General features: G+C 72.4%; 10 protein-coding genes. 9 read left to right on the forward strand and 1 reads right to left on the reverse strand.

Translation table 11 applies throughout. The features are described from left to right. Window positions 1-2,900: alpha-mannosidase (locus tag GKQ77_RS13295; protein WP_219688932.1), on the forward strand; the 2,900-nt coding region annotated here is incomplete at its 5' end. 64 nt (window positions 2,901-2,964) lie between these two features. On the opposite strand, the gene GKQ77_RS13300 is transcribed toward GKQ77_RS13295, so the two are convergent. Beyond that, the gene (locus tag GKQ77_RS13300) at window positions 2,965-4,392 is read right to left on the reverse strand and encodes a lipase maturation factor family protein (protein ID WP_219688933.1); all 1,428 of its coding nucleotides are present in this window, start codon (window positions 4,390-4,392) and stop codon (window positions 2,965-2,967) included. A 121-nt stretch (window positions 4,393-4,513) separates the two neighbouring features. On the opposite strand from GKQ77_RS13300, the gene GKQ77_RS13305 reads away from it, so the two are divergent. The 8 genes from GKQ77_RS13305 to GKQ77_RS13340 all read left to right on the forward strand — a co-directional run. Continuing rightward, a complete protein-coding gene (locus GKQ77_RS13305; RefSeq protein WP_219688934.1) occupies window positions 4,514-5,713 on the forward strand; it encodes a DUF6777 domain-containing protein in 1,200 nt (399 codons plus the stop codon). Window positions 5,714-6,133: 420 nt separating this feature from the next. Beyond that, window positions 6,134-9,091: a helix-turn-helix transcriptional regulator gene (locus GKQ77_RS13310; protein ID WP_219688935.1), complete on the forward strand. Its 2,958-nt coding sequence runs from the start codon at window positions 6,134-6,136 to the stop codon at window positions 9,089-9,091. A gap of 240 nt (window positions 9,092-9,331) precedes the next feature. After that, the gene (locus tag GKQ77_RS13315; RefSeq protein WP_125516528.1) at window positions 9,332-9,985 is read left to right on the forward strand and encodes a response regulator transcription factor; all 654 of its coding nucleotides are present in this window, start codon (window positions 9,332-9,334) and stop codon (window positions 9,983-9,985) included. Between the two features lie 7 nt (window positions 9,986-9,992). Next, window positions 9,993-11,273: a sensor histidine kinase gene (locus GKQ77_RS13320; RefSeq protein WP_219688936.1), complete on the forward strand. Its 1,281-nt coding sequence runs from the start codon at window positions 9,993-9,995 to the stop codon at window positions 11,271-11,273. A 152-nt stretch (window positions 11,274-11,425) separates the two neighbouring features. After that, entirely contained in the window at window positions 11,426-12,469 is a 1,044-nt protein-coding gene (gene aroF / locus GKQ77_RS13325; protein ID WP_308117656.1) for a 3-deoxy-7-phosphoheptulonate synthase, read from the forward strand. A gap of 518 nt (window positions 12,470-12,987) precedes the next feature. Further along, window positions 12,988-13,929: a ParB/RepB/Spo0J family partition protein gene (locus GKQ77_RS13330; RefSeq protein ID WP_219688938.1), complete on the forward strand. Its 942-nt coding sequence runs from the start codon at window positions 12,988-12,990 to the stop codon at window positions 13,927-13,929. Between the two features lie 74 nt (window positions 13,930-14,003). Beyond that, window positions 14,004-16,133 (forward strand): SpoIIE family protein phosphatase, encoded by a 2,130-nt coding sequence (locus GKQ77_RS13335; RefSeq protein WP_219688939.1) that lies wholly within the window; start codon window positions 14,004-14,006, stop codon window positions 16,131-16,133. Between the two features lie 9 nt (window positions 16,134-16,142). After that, window positions 16,143-16,402: DNA-formamidopyrimidine glycosylase family protein (locus GKQ77_RS13340; RefSeq protein WP_308117655.1), on the forward strand; the 260-nt coding region annotated here is incomplete at its 3' end.

Below are 16,402 nucleotides of genomic sequence, written 5' to 3' on the forward strand. Positions count from 1 at the left end.
TCGCCGAGGGGCTGGCCGCCGAGACCGTGCCGACCGGGGTCGGGGAGCGGTGGGGCGCGCCCTGGGGGACCAGCTGGTTCCGGGTGAGCGGGACCGTGCCGAAGGAGTGGGCGGGGAAGAGCGTCGAGGCCATCCTCGACCTCGGCTTCGACGAGAACATGCCGGGCTTCCAGTGCGAAGGGCTCGTCTACCGCCCCGACGGCACCCCGGTGAAGGGCCTCAACCCGCGCAACCAGTGGGTGCGGATCGCCGCGCCCGCCGAGGGCGGCGAAGAGGTGCGGCTGCACATCGAGGCCGCCTCCAACCCCGTCATTCTCGACTACCACCCCTTCCTGCCCACCCAGTTGGGCGACAAGGAGACCGCGGGCAGCGAACCCCAGTACAGGCTGGAGCGCATGGACCTCGCCGTCTTCGACGAGACGGTGTGGCAGCTCGTCATCGACCTGGAGGTGCTCGGCGAGCTGATGCGGGAGCTGCCCGAGGACAGCGGGCGGCGCTACGACATCGTGCGCGCGGTCGGCCGCGCGCTAGACGCCGTAGACCTCCAGGACGTGAACGGCTCGGCGGCCGCCGCCCGCGCCCGGCTCGAAGGGGTCCTGAGCGCACCCGCCGAACCCTCCGCACACTGCGTCAGCGCCGTCGGACACGCCCACATCGACTCCGCGTGGCTGTGGCCGCTGCGCGAGACGGTGCGCAAGGTGGCGCGTACGACGTCGAACATGACCGCGCTCATCGAGGACGAGCCGGACTTCGTCTTCGCCATGTCCCAGGCGCAGCAGTGGGCCTGGATCAAGGAGCACCGGCCCGAGGTGTGGGCGAAGGTGAAGAAGGCGGTCGCCGACGGGCGGTTCGTGCCCGCGGGTGGCATGTGGGTCGAGTCGGACACGAACATGCCGGGCTCGGAGGCGATGGCCCGTCAGTTCGTGCACGGCAAGCGGTTCTTCCTCGACGAGTTCGGCGTGGAGAACGACGAGGCGTGGCTGCCGGACACCTTCGGCTTCGCCGCGGGTCTTCCGCAGATCATCAAGGCGGCGGGCTCCAAGTGGCTGCTCACGCAGAAGATCTCGTGGTCGCAGACGAACCGCTTCCCGCACCACACCTTCAACTGGGAGGGCATCGACGGCACGCGGATCTTCACGCACTTCCCGCCCGTCGACACCTACAACTGCTCCATGAAGGGCAGCGAGATCGCCCACGCGGCGAAGAACTTCAAGGACAAGGGAGTCGCCCGGCACTCGCTCGCGCCGACCGGCTGGGGCGACGGAGGCGGCGGCACCACCCGCGAGATGATCGCCAAGGCGGCGCGGCTGCGGGACCTGGAGGGCTCGGCGACCGTCCGCTGGGAGACGCCGGAGCAGTTCTTCGAGAAGGCCGAGGCCGAGTACCCGAACGCCCCCGTCTGGGTCGGCGAGCTGTACCTGGAGCTGCACCGGGCGACCCTCACCAGCCAGGCCGGCACCAAGCAGGGCAACCGCCGCAGCGAGCACCTGCTGCGGGAGGCGGAGCTGTGGGCGGCCACGGCGGCCGTGCGGTGCGCCGAATTCACGTACCCGTACGAGCAGTTGGTCCGGATCTGGAAGACGGTCCTGCTCCACCAGTTCCACGACATCCTGCCCGGCTCCTCCATCGCCTGGGTGCACCGCGAGGCCCGTGCGACCTATGCGGCGCTCGCGCGGGAGCTGACCGGCATCATCGAGGCGGCGCAGCGCGCCCTCGTCGGCGAGGGCGACAAGGAGCTGGTCCTCAACTCCACGCCGCACACCCGTGACGGCGTCCCCGCGGGCGGCGCCCGCCCCGCGGTGATCGAGGGGCAGGCCGCTGTCACCCCGCGCGGCGACGGCGGTTTCGTCCTCGACAACGGCCTCCTGCGGGTCGAGATCGACGCGCGGGGCCTGGTCGTCTCCGCGTACGACCTCAAGGCGGACCGCGAGACCATCGCGCCCGGCGCGGCGGCGAACCTGCCGCAGATCCACGCCGACTTCCCGAACATGTGGGACGCGTGGGACGTGGACGAGTTCTACCGCAACACCGTCACGGACCTCACGGAGGCCGACGAGGTCGTGGCGGCGGAGGGCGCGGCGGGCGGGGGCGCGGCCGTCCGGGTCGTACGCACCTTCGGAGACTCGCGCATGACGCAGGTCCTGTCGCTGGCGCCGGGCGCGCGGCGGCTCGAGATCGACACCGAGGTCGACTGGCACGAGACGGAGAAGTTCCTCAAGCTCGCCTTCCCGCTGGACATCCACGCCGAGCGGTACGCGTCGGAGACCCAGTTCGGGCACTTCTACCGGCCCACGCACACCAACACGAGCTGGGAGGCCGCCAAGTTCGAGGCGTGCAACCACCGCTTCGTGCACATGGAGGAGCCGGGCTGGGGTGTCGCGCTGGTCAACGACTCGACGTACGGCCATGACGTGACCCGGGCCGTCCGCGGCGACGACGCCGGTACGACGACGACCGTCCGCGTCTCGCTGCTGCGCGCCCCGCGCTTCCCCGACCCCGAGACCGACCAGGGCGTGCACCGCTTCCGGCACGCGCTGGTGCCGGGCGCGGCGATCGGCGACGCGGTGCGCGAGGGGTACCGCGTCAACCTGCCCGAGCGGCGGGTGAGCGGCGGCTCGGAGGTGGCGCCGCTGGTGACGGTCGACAACGACGCCGTGGTCGTCACGGCGGTCAAGCTCGCCGACGACGGCAGCGGTGACGTCGTCGTCCGCTTCCACGAGGCCCACGGCGGGCGGGCGAGGGCGACGCTGACGGCGGGCTTCGAGGCGACCTCGGTCACCGTGACCGACCTGCTCGAACGCCCGCTCGCGGACGCCGTGACCCCGGAGCTGGCGGGCGGTGCGGTGCCGGTGCGGCTGCGGCCGTTCGAACTGGTGACGTTGCGGTTCGGGCGGAGCTGAGGGGGCGGGGGAGCCGCCCCCCCCCCGGGCGCCAAGAGGCCGTCGGTGGCACGGCACGCCGCGTCTACCGCCTCTGAGCGGGCGTGGCGAGCCGTGTCGGTGCCAGGAACTCGCGGACGTAGGTGCGCTTCCAGCAGGCTCCCGTCTCCCGCAGCTCGCGCCGGCTCGTGTACTCGTAGCGGTAGAGGCGGGCGCGGATGTACGTCGGCGGGGACTCGGGCGGAAAGGGCGAGTGGCGCAGCAGGCGCAGCGTGTCGCGGTCGCCGTCGAGCAGGCGCTCCACCAGCGGGCCGAACCACGAGCCGGCGTAGGCGGGGGAGAGCGCGGCGAACCACATCATCCAGTCAAGCCGCAGGTGGTACGGGGCGAACTGGCGCGGCCAGCGGTGCGGATCGCCGGGCTTGCCCTTGAACTCGTAGGGGAGCCACGCGGAGTCCTCGCGCGGGTGCGGGTCCGCCGTGCCCTCCACGACGATCTCCTGGCGGATCCGGCTGACGCTGCCGAACGCGCCGTACGCGTTGACGAGGTGCAGCGGGTCGAACGAGCGGTTCATGACCTGTCGGCGGGAGAGCAGATTGCGCACCGGGCGGTAACTGAGCGCCAGCAGCAGCGCGGTGACGGCGATGACCACGACCTCGTACCAGAGCGGGGCGGGCGCGAACCGCGGCGGCGTGTGCCAGGGGGAGAAGTCGACCGCGGACACCGCGACGACGATCGTGATCCAGTTCAGCCAGGCGAAGTTGCCGGACAGGACGAGCCACAGCTGGGTCACGATCATCAGACAGGCCGCGCCCGACGCCACCGGCTGTGGGGTGAACAGCAGGAAGGGTACGGCGAGTTGGGTGACGTGGTTGGCCGCGACCTCCATCCGGTGCACGGGCTTGGGCAGGTGGTGGAAGAACCAGCTCAGCGGGCCCGGCATCGGCTGCGTCTCGTGGTGGAAGTACAGGCAGGTGAGTTCGCGCCAGCACGCGTCGCCGCGCATCTTGATCAGGCCCGCGCCGAACTCCACGCGGAAGAGCACCCAGCGCAGCAGGAGGAGGATCAGGACGGGCGGCGCGACCTCGTCGTTGCCGAGGAAGACGGCGAGGAAGCCCACCTCGAGGAGCAGTGACTCCCAGCCGAAGCCGTACCAGGTCTGTCCCACGTTCACGACGGAGAGGTAGAGCGCCCAGGGGATCAGCCACAGCACCATCGCGCCCCACAGCGGAAGCAGGCCGTCGGCGCCCGCGAGCAGCGCCACCGCCACCGCGCAGCCCGTCCACGCGCAGAGCGCGAAGAACCGGTCCGAGTAGTGGAGCTGGAACAGGCTCGGCGCCCGCCGGAACGGCACGCGCTCCACATACCTCGGCACCGGCAGCATCCCGCGCTCCCCGATCAGCGCCCGGAACTGCAGGGCGGCCCCCAGGAACGCCACCAGATAGAGCGCGGCCAGGCCCTTCTGGAAGATCAGCCGGCCCATGTCGTACACGTCCGCCGTGAACCACTCCACGCCACCATTGTGACGCTGGGTGAGCCGCTTCGGCTTGCGAGGCGCCCCGGGCCCCCGCAGACAATGACGGAGACCTCGCGGACGAAGCGGGGCACATCACCCGGCAATGGCGGGAGAACCCGTGCGCGCACCCACCAGGACCTACGCGACGACCTTCGCGATATCCGCGGCCCTCGCGGTCGCGGGCTGCTCGGGCGACGGCGACAAGAAAGCCGCTGACGGCGGCCGCGAACTGTTCATGCAGCCCGTCGCCGCACAGGGCCCCGACCCGTTCACCGACTCCACCGCGAAGGCCGCCGCGAGCCCGCCGCCCGTCACCCGTTCGCCGCAACCCTCGCCCACCGGGTCCGCCACCCCGCAGGGCACCCGAACCCTCTCTGGCGGCACGCCGGGCCTGTACGGCGGCACACGCTCCGTCGGCAGCTGCGACGTCGACAAGCAGGTGCGGTTCCTCACCGCCGACCGGGCCAAGGCCCGGGCTTTCGCCCAGGTGTCCGGCATCGACCAGGCGGCGATCCCCGGCTATCTGCGCGGCCTGACGCCCGTCGTGCTGCGGGCCGACACCCGCGTGACCAACCACGGCTTCCGGGGCGGTTCCGCGACGGGCTACCAGTCCGTACTCCAGGCGGGCACGGCCGTCCTGGTCGACGAGCGGGGACTGCCCCGCGTGCGGTGCGCCTGCGGGAACCCGCTGAAGCCGCCGGTCGCCTTCAAGGGCACGCCCCGCCACAACGGCCGCCCCTGGAGCGGATATCAGCCGGCGCGCGTGATCGTGGTGACCCCCGCCCCGCAGCCGATCATCAACATCACCCTCGTGAACATCGTCGACAACACCTGGATCGAGCGGAAGGTCGGCGACGAGCACGGCCGCCAGGACCGGCCGACCAAGCCGCCGGTGCCGCCGACCCCGACGCCCGTCGACCCGCACAGCTCCCTCCACCCGGACAAGTCCCTCGACCCCGAGGAGTCCACGGACGAGGGGGAGACCCCCGGCCCCACAGAGCCCGACGAGGACTCCGACCGCAGCCGGGACCCCGGCCAGGACCAGCCGGACGAGGACGTCTCTCCCGACGACCCCGGCACCACATCGGCCGACTGCCCCAGCCCCTCCGAACTGACGGGCACCTCCGACGAGTTCTCGTCGCCGCTCCCGCCCGGCTGCCCCTCCCCGGAGCGGCGTGTGCCGGACACCCCGTCGCTGCCGGACGGCACCACCGACGTACCGCAGGAGCAGCCCGACACCGGAGGCCCGGTGCCCGACGACCCCTATCTGTCCGAGAATCCCCTCTCCGACAGCGATCCGGACACCTTCGACAGCTGACCGGGCACCGCCACGCGCCCGGTCGGGCGGCGGGCCCGGGCCCGCGAACCAGTCAGGTGGCCGACGGCGCGGCCACGCCGATCGGGCCAATCGTTCCCCGGCGCTCGTGTCGCTGGTGTCCCACCCGTCACCGCCGTCCATTCACGGGAATCGCAACTGCGTTCTGGAAAACTGTTGAGTTCACTCATCAGGCATATGTGCGAGAGTTTTCGGCGCATATGGAGTGCGGACGTCCGATTGTTTGGAGCGTGGCGCATTCGCGACGGTAATAGGGCGGCATCGAGTCAAATAGCGCTGGTGGTTGATTTTCATATATGGCAGAGTCGTCGCACGGGCGGCAGGTCAAGTCAGGGGAATTGATCCAGCTGGCCGCCCGACCGGTCAAGGGTCAGCCGTCAGGCACGGGGGAGAAGTCGGCTCATGAACTTGGTGGAACGTGGTGACGAATTCTCGATCATGGAGAGCATGCTCGACTCATGTGCGGTCGGGCATGGCGGAGTCCTTCTGGTAAGCGGCCCGGTGGCCAGTGGGAAAACCGCGCTCCTGCGTGCCTTCGGTGACCGCGCGACCGCCGCCGGCGCGCTGTACCTGCAGGCCACGGCGTCGGAGGCGGAGAGCGAGTTGCCCCTTGGCGTGATGGGGCAACTCCTGCTCGGCGCCGGACTTCTCGGCGCGGATTCCCGGCGCGCGGCCCGCCTTTTCGGCCTTGTCGCGGACGCCGCGCAGTCCCGGGGGCAGGGCGAGCTGCCCGATGTGGCGAGGAACGAGATCCCCGAACTCTGCGGGATTGTCCTCGGAAAAGCCAGAGAAACCCCAGTGGTGCTCGGCATCGACGATGTGCACCACGCCGACAGGCAGTCCTTGGAATGCCTCCTCTACCTGGCCCGCCGACTCGACATCAGTCGCATTCTGGTCGTCCTGGGGGAGAACAGCGGCTTCCTGGCCGGTAATACGCGACTGCGCGTCGATTTACTGCGCCTCTCCGGATGCCGCAATATCAGGCTCCGCCCGCTCCAGCGGCAAGGAGTGGCCGAAATGATCTCAGGGTGCGGTGGAGCGGGGTGGCGGACGCGCAAGCTCGTCACACAGCTCCACCAGATGGGCGGCGGCAGCCCGCTGCTGACCCGGGCGCTGATCGAGGACCACCGCACCTCGTGCGCCGCCGACGGACCCGGCACCGCCGAAGGGACGGGGGCCACCCGCGGCCCCGGCACGGACCTGGTACCCGGCGAGGCCTTCGTGCAGGCCGTCGCCACCGCCCTGTACCGCAGCGACCTGGCGACGCGGCGCACCGCGTGGGCGCTGGCCGTGGCGGGCCCCGACGTGTCCCTCGCCGAACTGGTGGAAGTCCTCGGCGACAGCCGCGAATCCCTCCACCGCAGCCTGCGCGCGCTGAACGACGCGGGGCTGCTCGACGCCGGGTGGTTCCGCCACGACGCCGGACGCACCGCGGTCCTGCGGAGCATGGACCCCGCCGACCGCTCCCGCCTGGAGGCCCGCTTCGCCCAGGTCCTGCACGAGCACGGCGCGGCCGCGACCGTCGTCGTCCAGCACCTGATGGCGGCCGGCACGGTCGACGCCCCCTGGGCCCTGCGCACCCTCATCGAGGCCGCGGAGCGGGCCCTCGCCGACGACGAGGTCGACCTGGCCCTCGCCTGCCTGCGGGTCGCCCGCGACGCGCGCACCGACACCCGCCAGGCCCTGGAGATCAGGGCCGCCCTCACCCGGGCCGCCTGGCGGGTCAACCCCTCCAGCGTCGCCCAGCATCTGCCCGAACTGTTCACGGCCGCGCTCGACGGCCGCCTCGGCACCCGCGACGCCGACGAACTCGTCGGTCACCTCCTCTGGTTCGGCCAGGTGAAACGGGCCCTGGACGTCCTGCGCGCCGCCGAACAGCACGGCACCGAGCCCTTCGGGCACCCCGGGTCCGGCACCCCCCACCGGCACGACTGCCCGCGCCGCTGGATGACGTACGCCTATCCCGGACTCCCCGCCTCCGCCCGCGCCTGCCTCGGCGACGACCCCGAACACGAGACGCCGGAGCACGCCGCCCCCGAGCACGCCCCGCGCCGGGCCCGCAGCCCCCACCAGCGGGCGGCGACCCTGATGAAGGCCGTACTCGACGGGGCGCGAGGGACACAGGGGACGCGCGGGGCGCGCAGGGCCGCGGGGACGGACGAGGAAGTGGTCGTCAGGGCCGAGCAGATCCTGCAGAGCACCCGCCTCGACGACAGCACCCTGACCGCGCTCCTCACCGCGCTGAACTCCCTGCTCCTCGCCGACCGCCTCGACATCGCCGCCTACTGGTGCGAGACCCTTCGCGAGGAGGCCGCCGAGCGGCGCGCCCCCATGTGGCAGGCGCTGCTCACCTCGGCCAAGGCCCGCATCGAGCTGCGTACGGGCGCGCTCGCCGCCGCCGACGAGTCGGCGCGCTCGGCGCTCACGCTGGTCCCCGCCGACGGCTGGGGCGTCGCCGTCGCCTCGCCCCTCGCCACGTCCGTGTACACCAGGACCGCCATGGGCCGGCTCGACGAGGCGGCCGCCCAGCTGAGCGTCCCCGTCCCCGACCCCGCGTTCCAGACCCCCGACGGCCTGCTCTACCTCCGGGCCCGCGGCCACCACTACCTCGCCGCCGGGCGCCCGTACGCCGCGCTCGACGACTTCCTCACCTGCGGGGACCTCATGACGCGCTGGGAGTTCGACCTGCCCGCCCTCGTGCCCTGGCGCACGGACGCCGCCGAGGCGCATCGGGCGCTCGGCGACACCGGCCGCGCCCGCGCGCTGGCCGAGGAGCAACTGGCCCTGGTGGGGCGGAGGAACGGCTGGGCGCGAGCCGCCTCCTTGCGCGTGCTCGCGAGCACCTTGAGCGCCGGGCACCGGCCGCCGCTGCTCGGCGAGGCCATCGAGATCCTGCGGGACCGCGGGCACCGGCTCGAACTGGCCGGGGCCACCGACGAGCTGGCGCGGGCGCAGCGGGAACTGGGCAAGAGCGGCCAGGCCCGCGCCCTGGCCCGCAAGGCCCAGCGGCTCGCCGAGGAGTGCGGCATGCCCGTGCCCCCGGCGCGGCCCGCCGACGCCCGAGGGCCGCACCCCGCCGAACAGCCGTGGTCGTCCGGGAGCCGCCGACATCCCGACGAACTCAGCAACGCCGAGCTGAGAGTGGCCACGCTCGCCGTCCGTGGCCACACCAACCGGCAGATCGCCGACAAGCTCTGCATCACGATCAGCACCGTCGAGCAGCATCTGACCCGCGCCTACCGCAAACTCGACGTGCAGCGGCGCGCCGACCTCGCGGCGAAGCTCAGCCCCCTGGCGGGGCCGGGCGGCCGTGAAGGGCCCGCGACGCGTGACGCCTGCGACCGGCTGCACGTGGGATAGGCGGAGGAGGAGCACGGTTGTCGTTTCTACGCGGCGGGTGGTCACACCGCGGTCCGAGGATCTGTGACCGGCACACAGGAAAGCGCCGAGACGGTAAGGGCCAAGGCGGAAAGCGCCGAGCACGGGACCGCGGCCGGCGCTGTGACCGGTGCGTGACGCAGGATCGGGCAACGTGGACTTCATGATCAGTTCCCGGATCCCCTGCCCGCCGCCCGTGGCGCGCCCGGCGAGGGGTGGACGATGAGGGTCTTGGTGGTCGAGGACCACGCCGAACTGGCGCAGTCCGTGGCGCGGGTGCTGCGCCGGGAGGGGATGGCCGTCGACGTCGTACACGACGGCCTCGACGCCCTGGAGCGCACCTCCGTGACCGACTACGACGTGGTCGTGCTCGACCGCGACCTGCCCGGCGTACACGGCGACGAGGTGTGCCGGAAGCTCGCCGAACAGCCGTTGCAGGCACGGGTGTTGATGCTGACCGCCTCCGGCACCATCGCCCACCGGGTGGAGGGCTTCAGCCTCGGCGCGGACGACTACCTGCCCAAGCCGTTCGCGTACGCCGAACTGGTCGCCCGCATCCGGGCGCTCGCCCGCCGCTCGCAGCCCGCGCTGCCCCCGGTCCTCGTCCGGGGCGACCTGAGACTCGACCCGGCGCAGCGCGTCGCGTCGCGCGCCGGGGAGCGACTGCCGCTGACCCCCAAGGAGTTCGCGGTCCTGGAGTACCTGCTCGCCGCCCAGGGCCGGGTCGTGTCGGCCGAGGAACTCCTTGAGCGGGTGTGGGACGAGGCGACGGACCCGTTCACCACCACCGTCAAGGCGACGATCAACCGCCTGCGGCCCAAGCTCGGCAACCCGCCCGTCATCGAGACCATTCCTCGGGGCGGCTACCGGATTTGAGGGACCCATGCGCCTGCCCTCGCTCGCCACCCTGGCACCCGCGGCCCGGCGCCGTCTGACGCCCCGCCGGGTGGGTGTACGCCTGACGCTGCTGTACGGCGCGCTGTTCCTGGTCTCCGGGGCGATCCTGCTCGCCATCACCTACGTGCTGGTCGCCCGCTCGCCCGGCGGTGACCTCCTCGTCGGGGGCGCGGACGGCGAACTCCTCACCGCCCCGGGCGGCACCCCCGCCGAAGAGGGCGTTCCCGGCGCCCAGGCCCCCCTCGCCCCCGGTGACCTGGCGGCGCAACTGCGCGCGCAGGCGGACCGCCAGCGCCACGCCGCCCTGCGCCAGCTGCTCGTCCAGTCCGGGATCGCCCTCGCCCTCATGGTCGTCGTCTCCGCCGCGCTCGGCTGGCTCGTCGCCGTACGGGCCCTGCGCCCGCTGCGTACGATGACCGGCACCATCCGGCGCATCTCCGCGCACAACATCCACGAGCGGCTGGCCGTACGGGGCCCCGCGGACGAGCTGAAGGTCCTCGCCGACACCGTCGACGGACTCCTCGGCCGGCTCGACGCGGCGCTCGACTCCCACCGGCGTTTCGTCGCCAACGCGGCCCACGAGCTGCGCACCCCGCTCACCCTGGAACACGCACTGCTCGAAGAGTCCCTGATCGACCGCGAGGCCACCACCGAATCGTTCCGGGCCAACTTCGAACGCCTCCTCGCCATCAGCGAACAGCAGGCCCGGCTCCTGGAGTCGCTGCTCACCCTCTCCAGCAGCCAGCACGGCCTGGAGCACAGGGAGCCGCTTGACGTCTCCCTCATCGCCGAGTGGGTCCTGCACGCCGCACGCCCCGAGATCGAACGGCGGGAGCTGCGCGCCGAACCGGTGATCGGGCCCGCGGCCGCCATGGGCGACCCCGTCCTCGTCCAGAGCCTGCTGGCCCACCTCGTCGACAACGCCGTACGCCACAACACCCCCGGCGGACACCTGGAGATCGCCACCCGCACCCGGGGCGGCCGCGCCGTCGTCACCGTGGCCAACTCGGGGCCGCCGGTACCGCCCGAGCAGGTGCAACGGCTCTTCGAACCCTTCCAGCGGCTCGGCCGCACCGCGAGCGAGGGCCATGGGCTCGGTCTGGCGATCGTCCACGCCGTCGCCGTCGCCCACGAGGCCGGGATCAGCGCACGGGCCCGTGCGGGGGGCGGACTCGCGGTGGAAGTCGCCTTTCCCGCGCCGCCGGACCACGCCGGCGGACACGGAATGGATATTGCGCAGTTGGACAACGGCACGGGACTTCGTTGAGGAAAATCCACCGCACTTCTACGGTGGTACGGCGACGGCGATGAATCCCCCATGCATCGCCGAACGAATTCCGTTCCGCTCGCTCAACCCATTTTGCTCCAGCCGCTGATCCATTCACCCGGGAATTCCCCGAGGAGGACCCCTTGGTCGTCGTGATGGCCCCGGAGGCCACACAGAAGGACGTGGACGCAGTCGTCGAACTGGTGCGCAGGGCGGGCGGGGACGCGTTCGTCAGCCGCGGCGTGACCCGCACCATCGTCGGTCTCGTGGGGGACGTGGACGCCTTCGCCGCCCTCAACCTGGCGCACCTGCGCGGGGTCCTCGACGTCGTGCGGATCTCGGTGCCGTACAAACTGGTCAGCCGCGAGCACCACGTCGACAGGACCGTGGTCACCGTCGCGGGCGTGCCCATCGGCCCCGACACCCTGACCGTCATCGCGGGCCCCTGCGCCGTGGAGACCCCCTCGCAGACCCTCGCCGCCGCCCTGCTCGCCAAGGCCGCGGGCGCCTCGCTGCTGCGGGGCGGGGCCTTCAAACCCCGCACCTCCCCCTACGCCTACCAGGGCCTCGGCGAGAGCGGGCTGCGCATCCTCGCCGACGTCAAGGCCGAGACCGGACTGCCGCTGGTCACCGAGGTCATCGACCCGGCCGGCGTCGAACTGGTCGCGCCCTACGCCGACATGCTCCAGATCGGCACCCGCAACATGCACAACTTCGCCCTGCTCCAGGAGGTGGGCGCGGCCGGCATGCCCGTGCTGCTCAAGCGCGGGTTCGGCGCCACGATCGAGGAGTGGCTGATGGCCGCCGAGTACATCGCGCAGCGCGGCAACCTCGACATCGTGCTGTGCGAGCGCGGCATCCGCACCTTCGAGACCGCCACCCGCAACACCCTGGACATCAGCGCGGTGCCGGTCGTCCAGCGCCTCTCCCACCTGCCGGTGATCGTGGACCCCTCGCACTCCGGAGGCCGCAGGGACCTCGTGCTCCCGCTCACCCGTGCCGCCCTCGCCGCGGGCGCCGACGGCGTCATGATCGACGTACACCCTGACCCCGGAACGGCGCTCTGCGACGGCGACCAGGCCCTGACCCGGCCGGAGATCGACGAGGTGGCCGACGCCATCGCCCGGCTGTCGCCGCTGGTAGGCCGCCTGCCCGCACGGCCACCGGCCGAAGTGCGGGCCGGTAGGGGTGAATAGGGGTGGCGGAACCTGTGAGCGCGCTATTAGTGAGGGGTACCAGCACCGAAAGCGCGTTGTTAGGGTAAGTGTGTCCGGTCGGCGGGGAATTTCCCCACGATCGCACATCCGGCGAAATGTTCGACCCGGTTTCATCGGACGAGGCAAGCCGGTCCGGTGAGGCAGGACGGAGAGGGCGCACACCTGCGCGCTGCGCCCCTTCGCCGCACCTCCGGAAAGAACACGCCGTGCAATCCGGGAGAACGACGTCTGCGGGGCGCGCAGCGCATTCACTTCAGGGGATCACTTCAGGGGCCCTCGACGAAGGGCGGACGCGTACGAGGCGCGACCCACGCGATCCATCGACGCGACCCATCCGGGAGACGCGGCCCGGCCGGATCGGCCCGGCGGCCGCGGGAGGGGCGCGGCGATGCGGTGTGAGTCGTCCCAGTGTGCCGGGACGCACACCCACGGGGGACATCAGAGCTTGAGGGGGAGTTGAGTTGGCAACACCTGGGCACGAACAGTTCGACCGACTAATGGTCGTCGAGGTCGAGATCGGCTCGCTGTCGACGGCGGATTCACCGCGTACGTCCGGAGTCGACCCGGACCACGTGGAGGCACTGGCGGTCGTGGAGACCCCGCTGCCGCCCATCACCGTGCACCGGTCCACGATGCGGGTCATCGACGGCCTGCACCGGCTGCGCGCCGCGGAGCTGCGCGGCGCGCGCAAGATCGCGGTGCAGTACTTCGACGGACCCGAGGACGACGCCTTCGTCCTCGCCGTCGAATCGAACGTCACCCACGGCCTGCCGCTGACGACGGCGGACCGCAAGCGCGCGGCCGCGCGCATCATCGCCACCCACCCGCAGTGGTCGGACCGGATGATCGCCTCGGTCAGCGGGATCGCCCCGGGCACCGTGGCGGACATCCGCAGACGGGAGCCCGGCAACAGAGCGGGCGACGGCAGCAGGATCGGCCACGACGGCCGCGTGCGGCCCATCAACGGCGCCGAGGGGCGCAGGCTCGCCAGCGAGCTGATCGCCCAGAACCCCGCCCTCTCGCTGCGCCAGGTCGCCCGCGTCGCGTCCATCTCGCCCGAGACGGTACGGGACGTGCGCAACCGCATGATGCGCGGCGAGGACCCGGTGGTGCGGCGCGGCAGGCAGGCGGGCACCGGGGAGCGCGTCGTGGCCCCCCGGATGCGGCCCTCGGCCGTGCCCGACAGGGACGCGGCCCAGGACCGCGCCGCCGCCGTCACCCGCCTCAAGGCGGACCCGGCGCTGCGCTTCAGCGAGGTCGGCCGCACGCTGCTGCGGCTGCTCAACATCCACACGATCAGCATGGAGGAGTGGGACCAGATCATCGACAAGGTGCCGCCGCACTGCCGGGGAGCCGTCGCCTACCTCGCGGGCGAGAGCGCCGAGATGTGGACGGAGGTGGCGACGCGGATGCAGGACAAGGTCGCCGAGACGGCGTAGCCCGGGCCGCCCGGTGCCCCCGCGCGCCGCTTCCCCCACATGCGCGCGCCGGGGGCTCCGCCTAGCGTGGCCCCATGGACGCGGGTACCTGTGGGCACGGCCCGCCGGGGCACTGCCGCTGGGGACAGCCGGCCGGGGAGCCGGCCGGCTGTTTCATGGAGCTGTACGGGGCCCCGCTGCGCATGGGCTGCTTCGACTGGGACCTCGACACGGGCCTGATGCGCATGGACGCCACCGCCCACGAGGTCTTCGACGTACGCCCCGACGAATACGACGGCCGCCCCGAGAGCCTCGCCGCCCGCGTCCCCACCGCGGAGGCGCACCGCCTCGACCAGATCGTCGCGCACGCCCTGAAGGACGGCAGCAGTACGTACGGCGCCTACTTCCGGGTGCGCTGCCGGGGCGGCACACTGCGCTGGACCCACACGAACGGCTGCATCCGGCGCGACGCCACGGGCCGCCCCCGCCGCATCCTGGGCATCGTCAGGGACGCCACCCGCGAGCTGGGCGACAGCCCGCCCGCCGTACGGGAGCGGGTCGACGAGGAGGCCGAGCGGCGCCGCAGGACCAGCATCGTCCAGGGCACCACGGCGGCCCTCGCGCACGCCCGCACCGTGCAGGACGTCATCGACGTACTCAAGGACACCCACGGCCTCGCACACCTGGGGGCGTCCAACCTCGTCATGGGCCTGGTCGAGGCCGGGCGGATCCGGCTGGTCGCCGAGGGGCCCGTGGGCAGCTTCGTGCCGGGCACCCGGGTGACCCGCATCGACGAGGAGTACCCGATGAGCGAGGTCGTGCGCACCCTCGCGCCGCGCTACATCGAGAGCGCCGAGGACTTCGCCGCCTCCTACCCCCTGCTGTGGCCGCACATCACCGATCTGGGCATCACCTCGGCCGCGTACCTCCCCCTGATCGCGCAGGCCAGGCCCATCGGCGCGCTCGGCCTGCTCTACCAGGACAAGACCGGCTTCACCGTGGAGGAGCGCAACGTCCTGGTCGCACTCGGCAGCAGCATCGCGCAGAGCCTCCAGCGCGCCATGTTCTACGAGCAGGAGAAGGACCTCGCCCAGGGCCTCCAGCAGGCCATGCTGCCGCGCACCATCCCCGGCGTGCCGGGCGCGGAGATCGCCGTCCGCTACCGCTCGGCGGCGCTCGGCCGGGACATCGGCGGCGACTGGTACGACGTGATCCCGCTGCCGGGCGGCCGCGTCGGCGCCGTCATCGGTGACGTCCAGGGCCACGACACGCACGCCGCCGCCGTCATGGGCCAGCTCCGCATCGTGCTGCGCGCCTACGCCACCGAGGGGCACACCCCCGCCGCAGTCATGGCCCGCGCCTCCGTCTTCCTGCACGAGCTGGACACCGAGCGCTTTGCCACCTGCCTGTACGCGGAGGCCGACCTGTCGACCGGCGTGGTCCAGTTCGTGCGGGCCGGCCACCTCGACCCGCTCCTGAAGCTCACCGACGGCTCCTGCCAACGGGTCCCCGTCGACGGCGGACTCCCGCTCGGCCTCTCCGCCGAGTTCGGGCGGCTCGACTACCCCGTCACCGCCCTCGAACTCGAGCCGGGCCAGACCCTGTTGCTCTGCACCGACGGCCTCGTCGAAGTGCCCGGCGCCGACCTCGACGACGGCATGCGGGCCCTGTCCGAACTCGCCACCTCCGGCCCCCGCGACCTGTCGAAGCTCGCCGACCGGCTCTGCGGCATCGTCGACGGCCGGGGCGGCGACGACGACGCCGCGCTGCTCCTGCTGCGCCGCCGCATGACCGACGCGCCCCGCCCGGGCGGCCGCCTCCAGCAGCACGTGGCGCCGAACGACCCGGAAGCGCTCGCCGAGGCCCGGCACATGATCAGGGCCGCGGTGCGCGCCTGGGGAGCGGGCGAGCGCGCCGACGAGATCGAACTGGTCGCCGACGAGATGATCACCAACGCCCTAATGCACACCGACGGCTCCGCGATCGTGACCCTGCGCGTCCTGAGCGGCCCGGACCGGCGGCTGCGCGTCGACGTGGAGGACTCCTCGAGCGCCCTGCCGTGCCGCCGAGAGGCGGGCGAGGACGGCGTGTCGGGCCGCGGGCTGCTGCTCGTGGACCGGCTCGCGGACGTGTGGGGCGTGGACGCGCGCGGCGGCGGCAAGTGCGTGTGGTGCGAGTTCATCGTCGCCGCGACAACGGACGCGCCCGAGGACCTGAGGAGCTGAGGGAGAACCATGCCGGAACTGCCCGAAGTCGAGGCCCTGAAGGGCTTTCTGACGGACCAGCTCGTCGGCCGCGAGATCGTGCGCGTGCTGCCTCTCGCCGTGAGCGTCCTCAAGACGTACGATCCCGCCCCCGCCGCCCTCGAAGGCCGCACCGTCACGGCCGTGGCCCGGCACGGCAAGTTCCTGGACATCGACGCGGACGGGCTGCACCTCGTCACCCACCTCGCCCGCGCGGGATGGCTGCAGTGGAAGGACCCCCTCCCCGAGGG

This window comes from Streptomyces anatolicus, from assembly GCF_019400875.1.
GTDB classification, from domain to species: domain Bacteria; phylum Actinomycetota; class Actinomycetes; order Streptomycetales; family Streptomycetaceae; genus Streptomyces; species Streptomyces anatolicus.

Bases quoted from the DNA above. Each gene is read 5' to 3' on its own strand.
- GKQ77_RS13330 (WP_219688938.1), top strand. From the start codon at position 12,988: ATGGTCGTCGAGGTCGAGATCGGCTCGCTGTCGACGGCGGATTCACCG.
- GKQ77_RS13335 (WP_219688939.1), top strand. From the start codon at position 14,004: ATGGACGCGGGTACCTGTGGGCACGGCCCGCCGGGGCACTGCCGCTGG.
- GKQ77_RS13320 (WP_219688936.1), top strand. From the start codon at position 9,993: ATGCGCCTGCCCTCGCTCGCCACCCTGGCACCCGCGGCCCGGCGCCGT.
- GKQ77_RS13310 (WP_219688935.1), top strand. From the start codon at position 6,134: ATGAACTTGGTGGAACGTGGTGACGAATTCTCGATCATGGAGAGCATG.
- GKQ77_RS13315 (WP_125516528.1), top strand. From the start codon at position 9,332: ATGAGGGTCTTGGTGGTCGAGGACCACGCCGAACTGGCGCAGTCCGTG.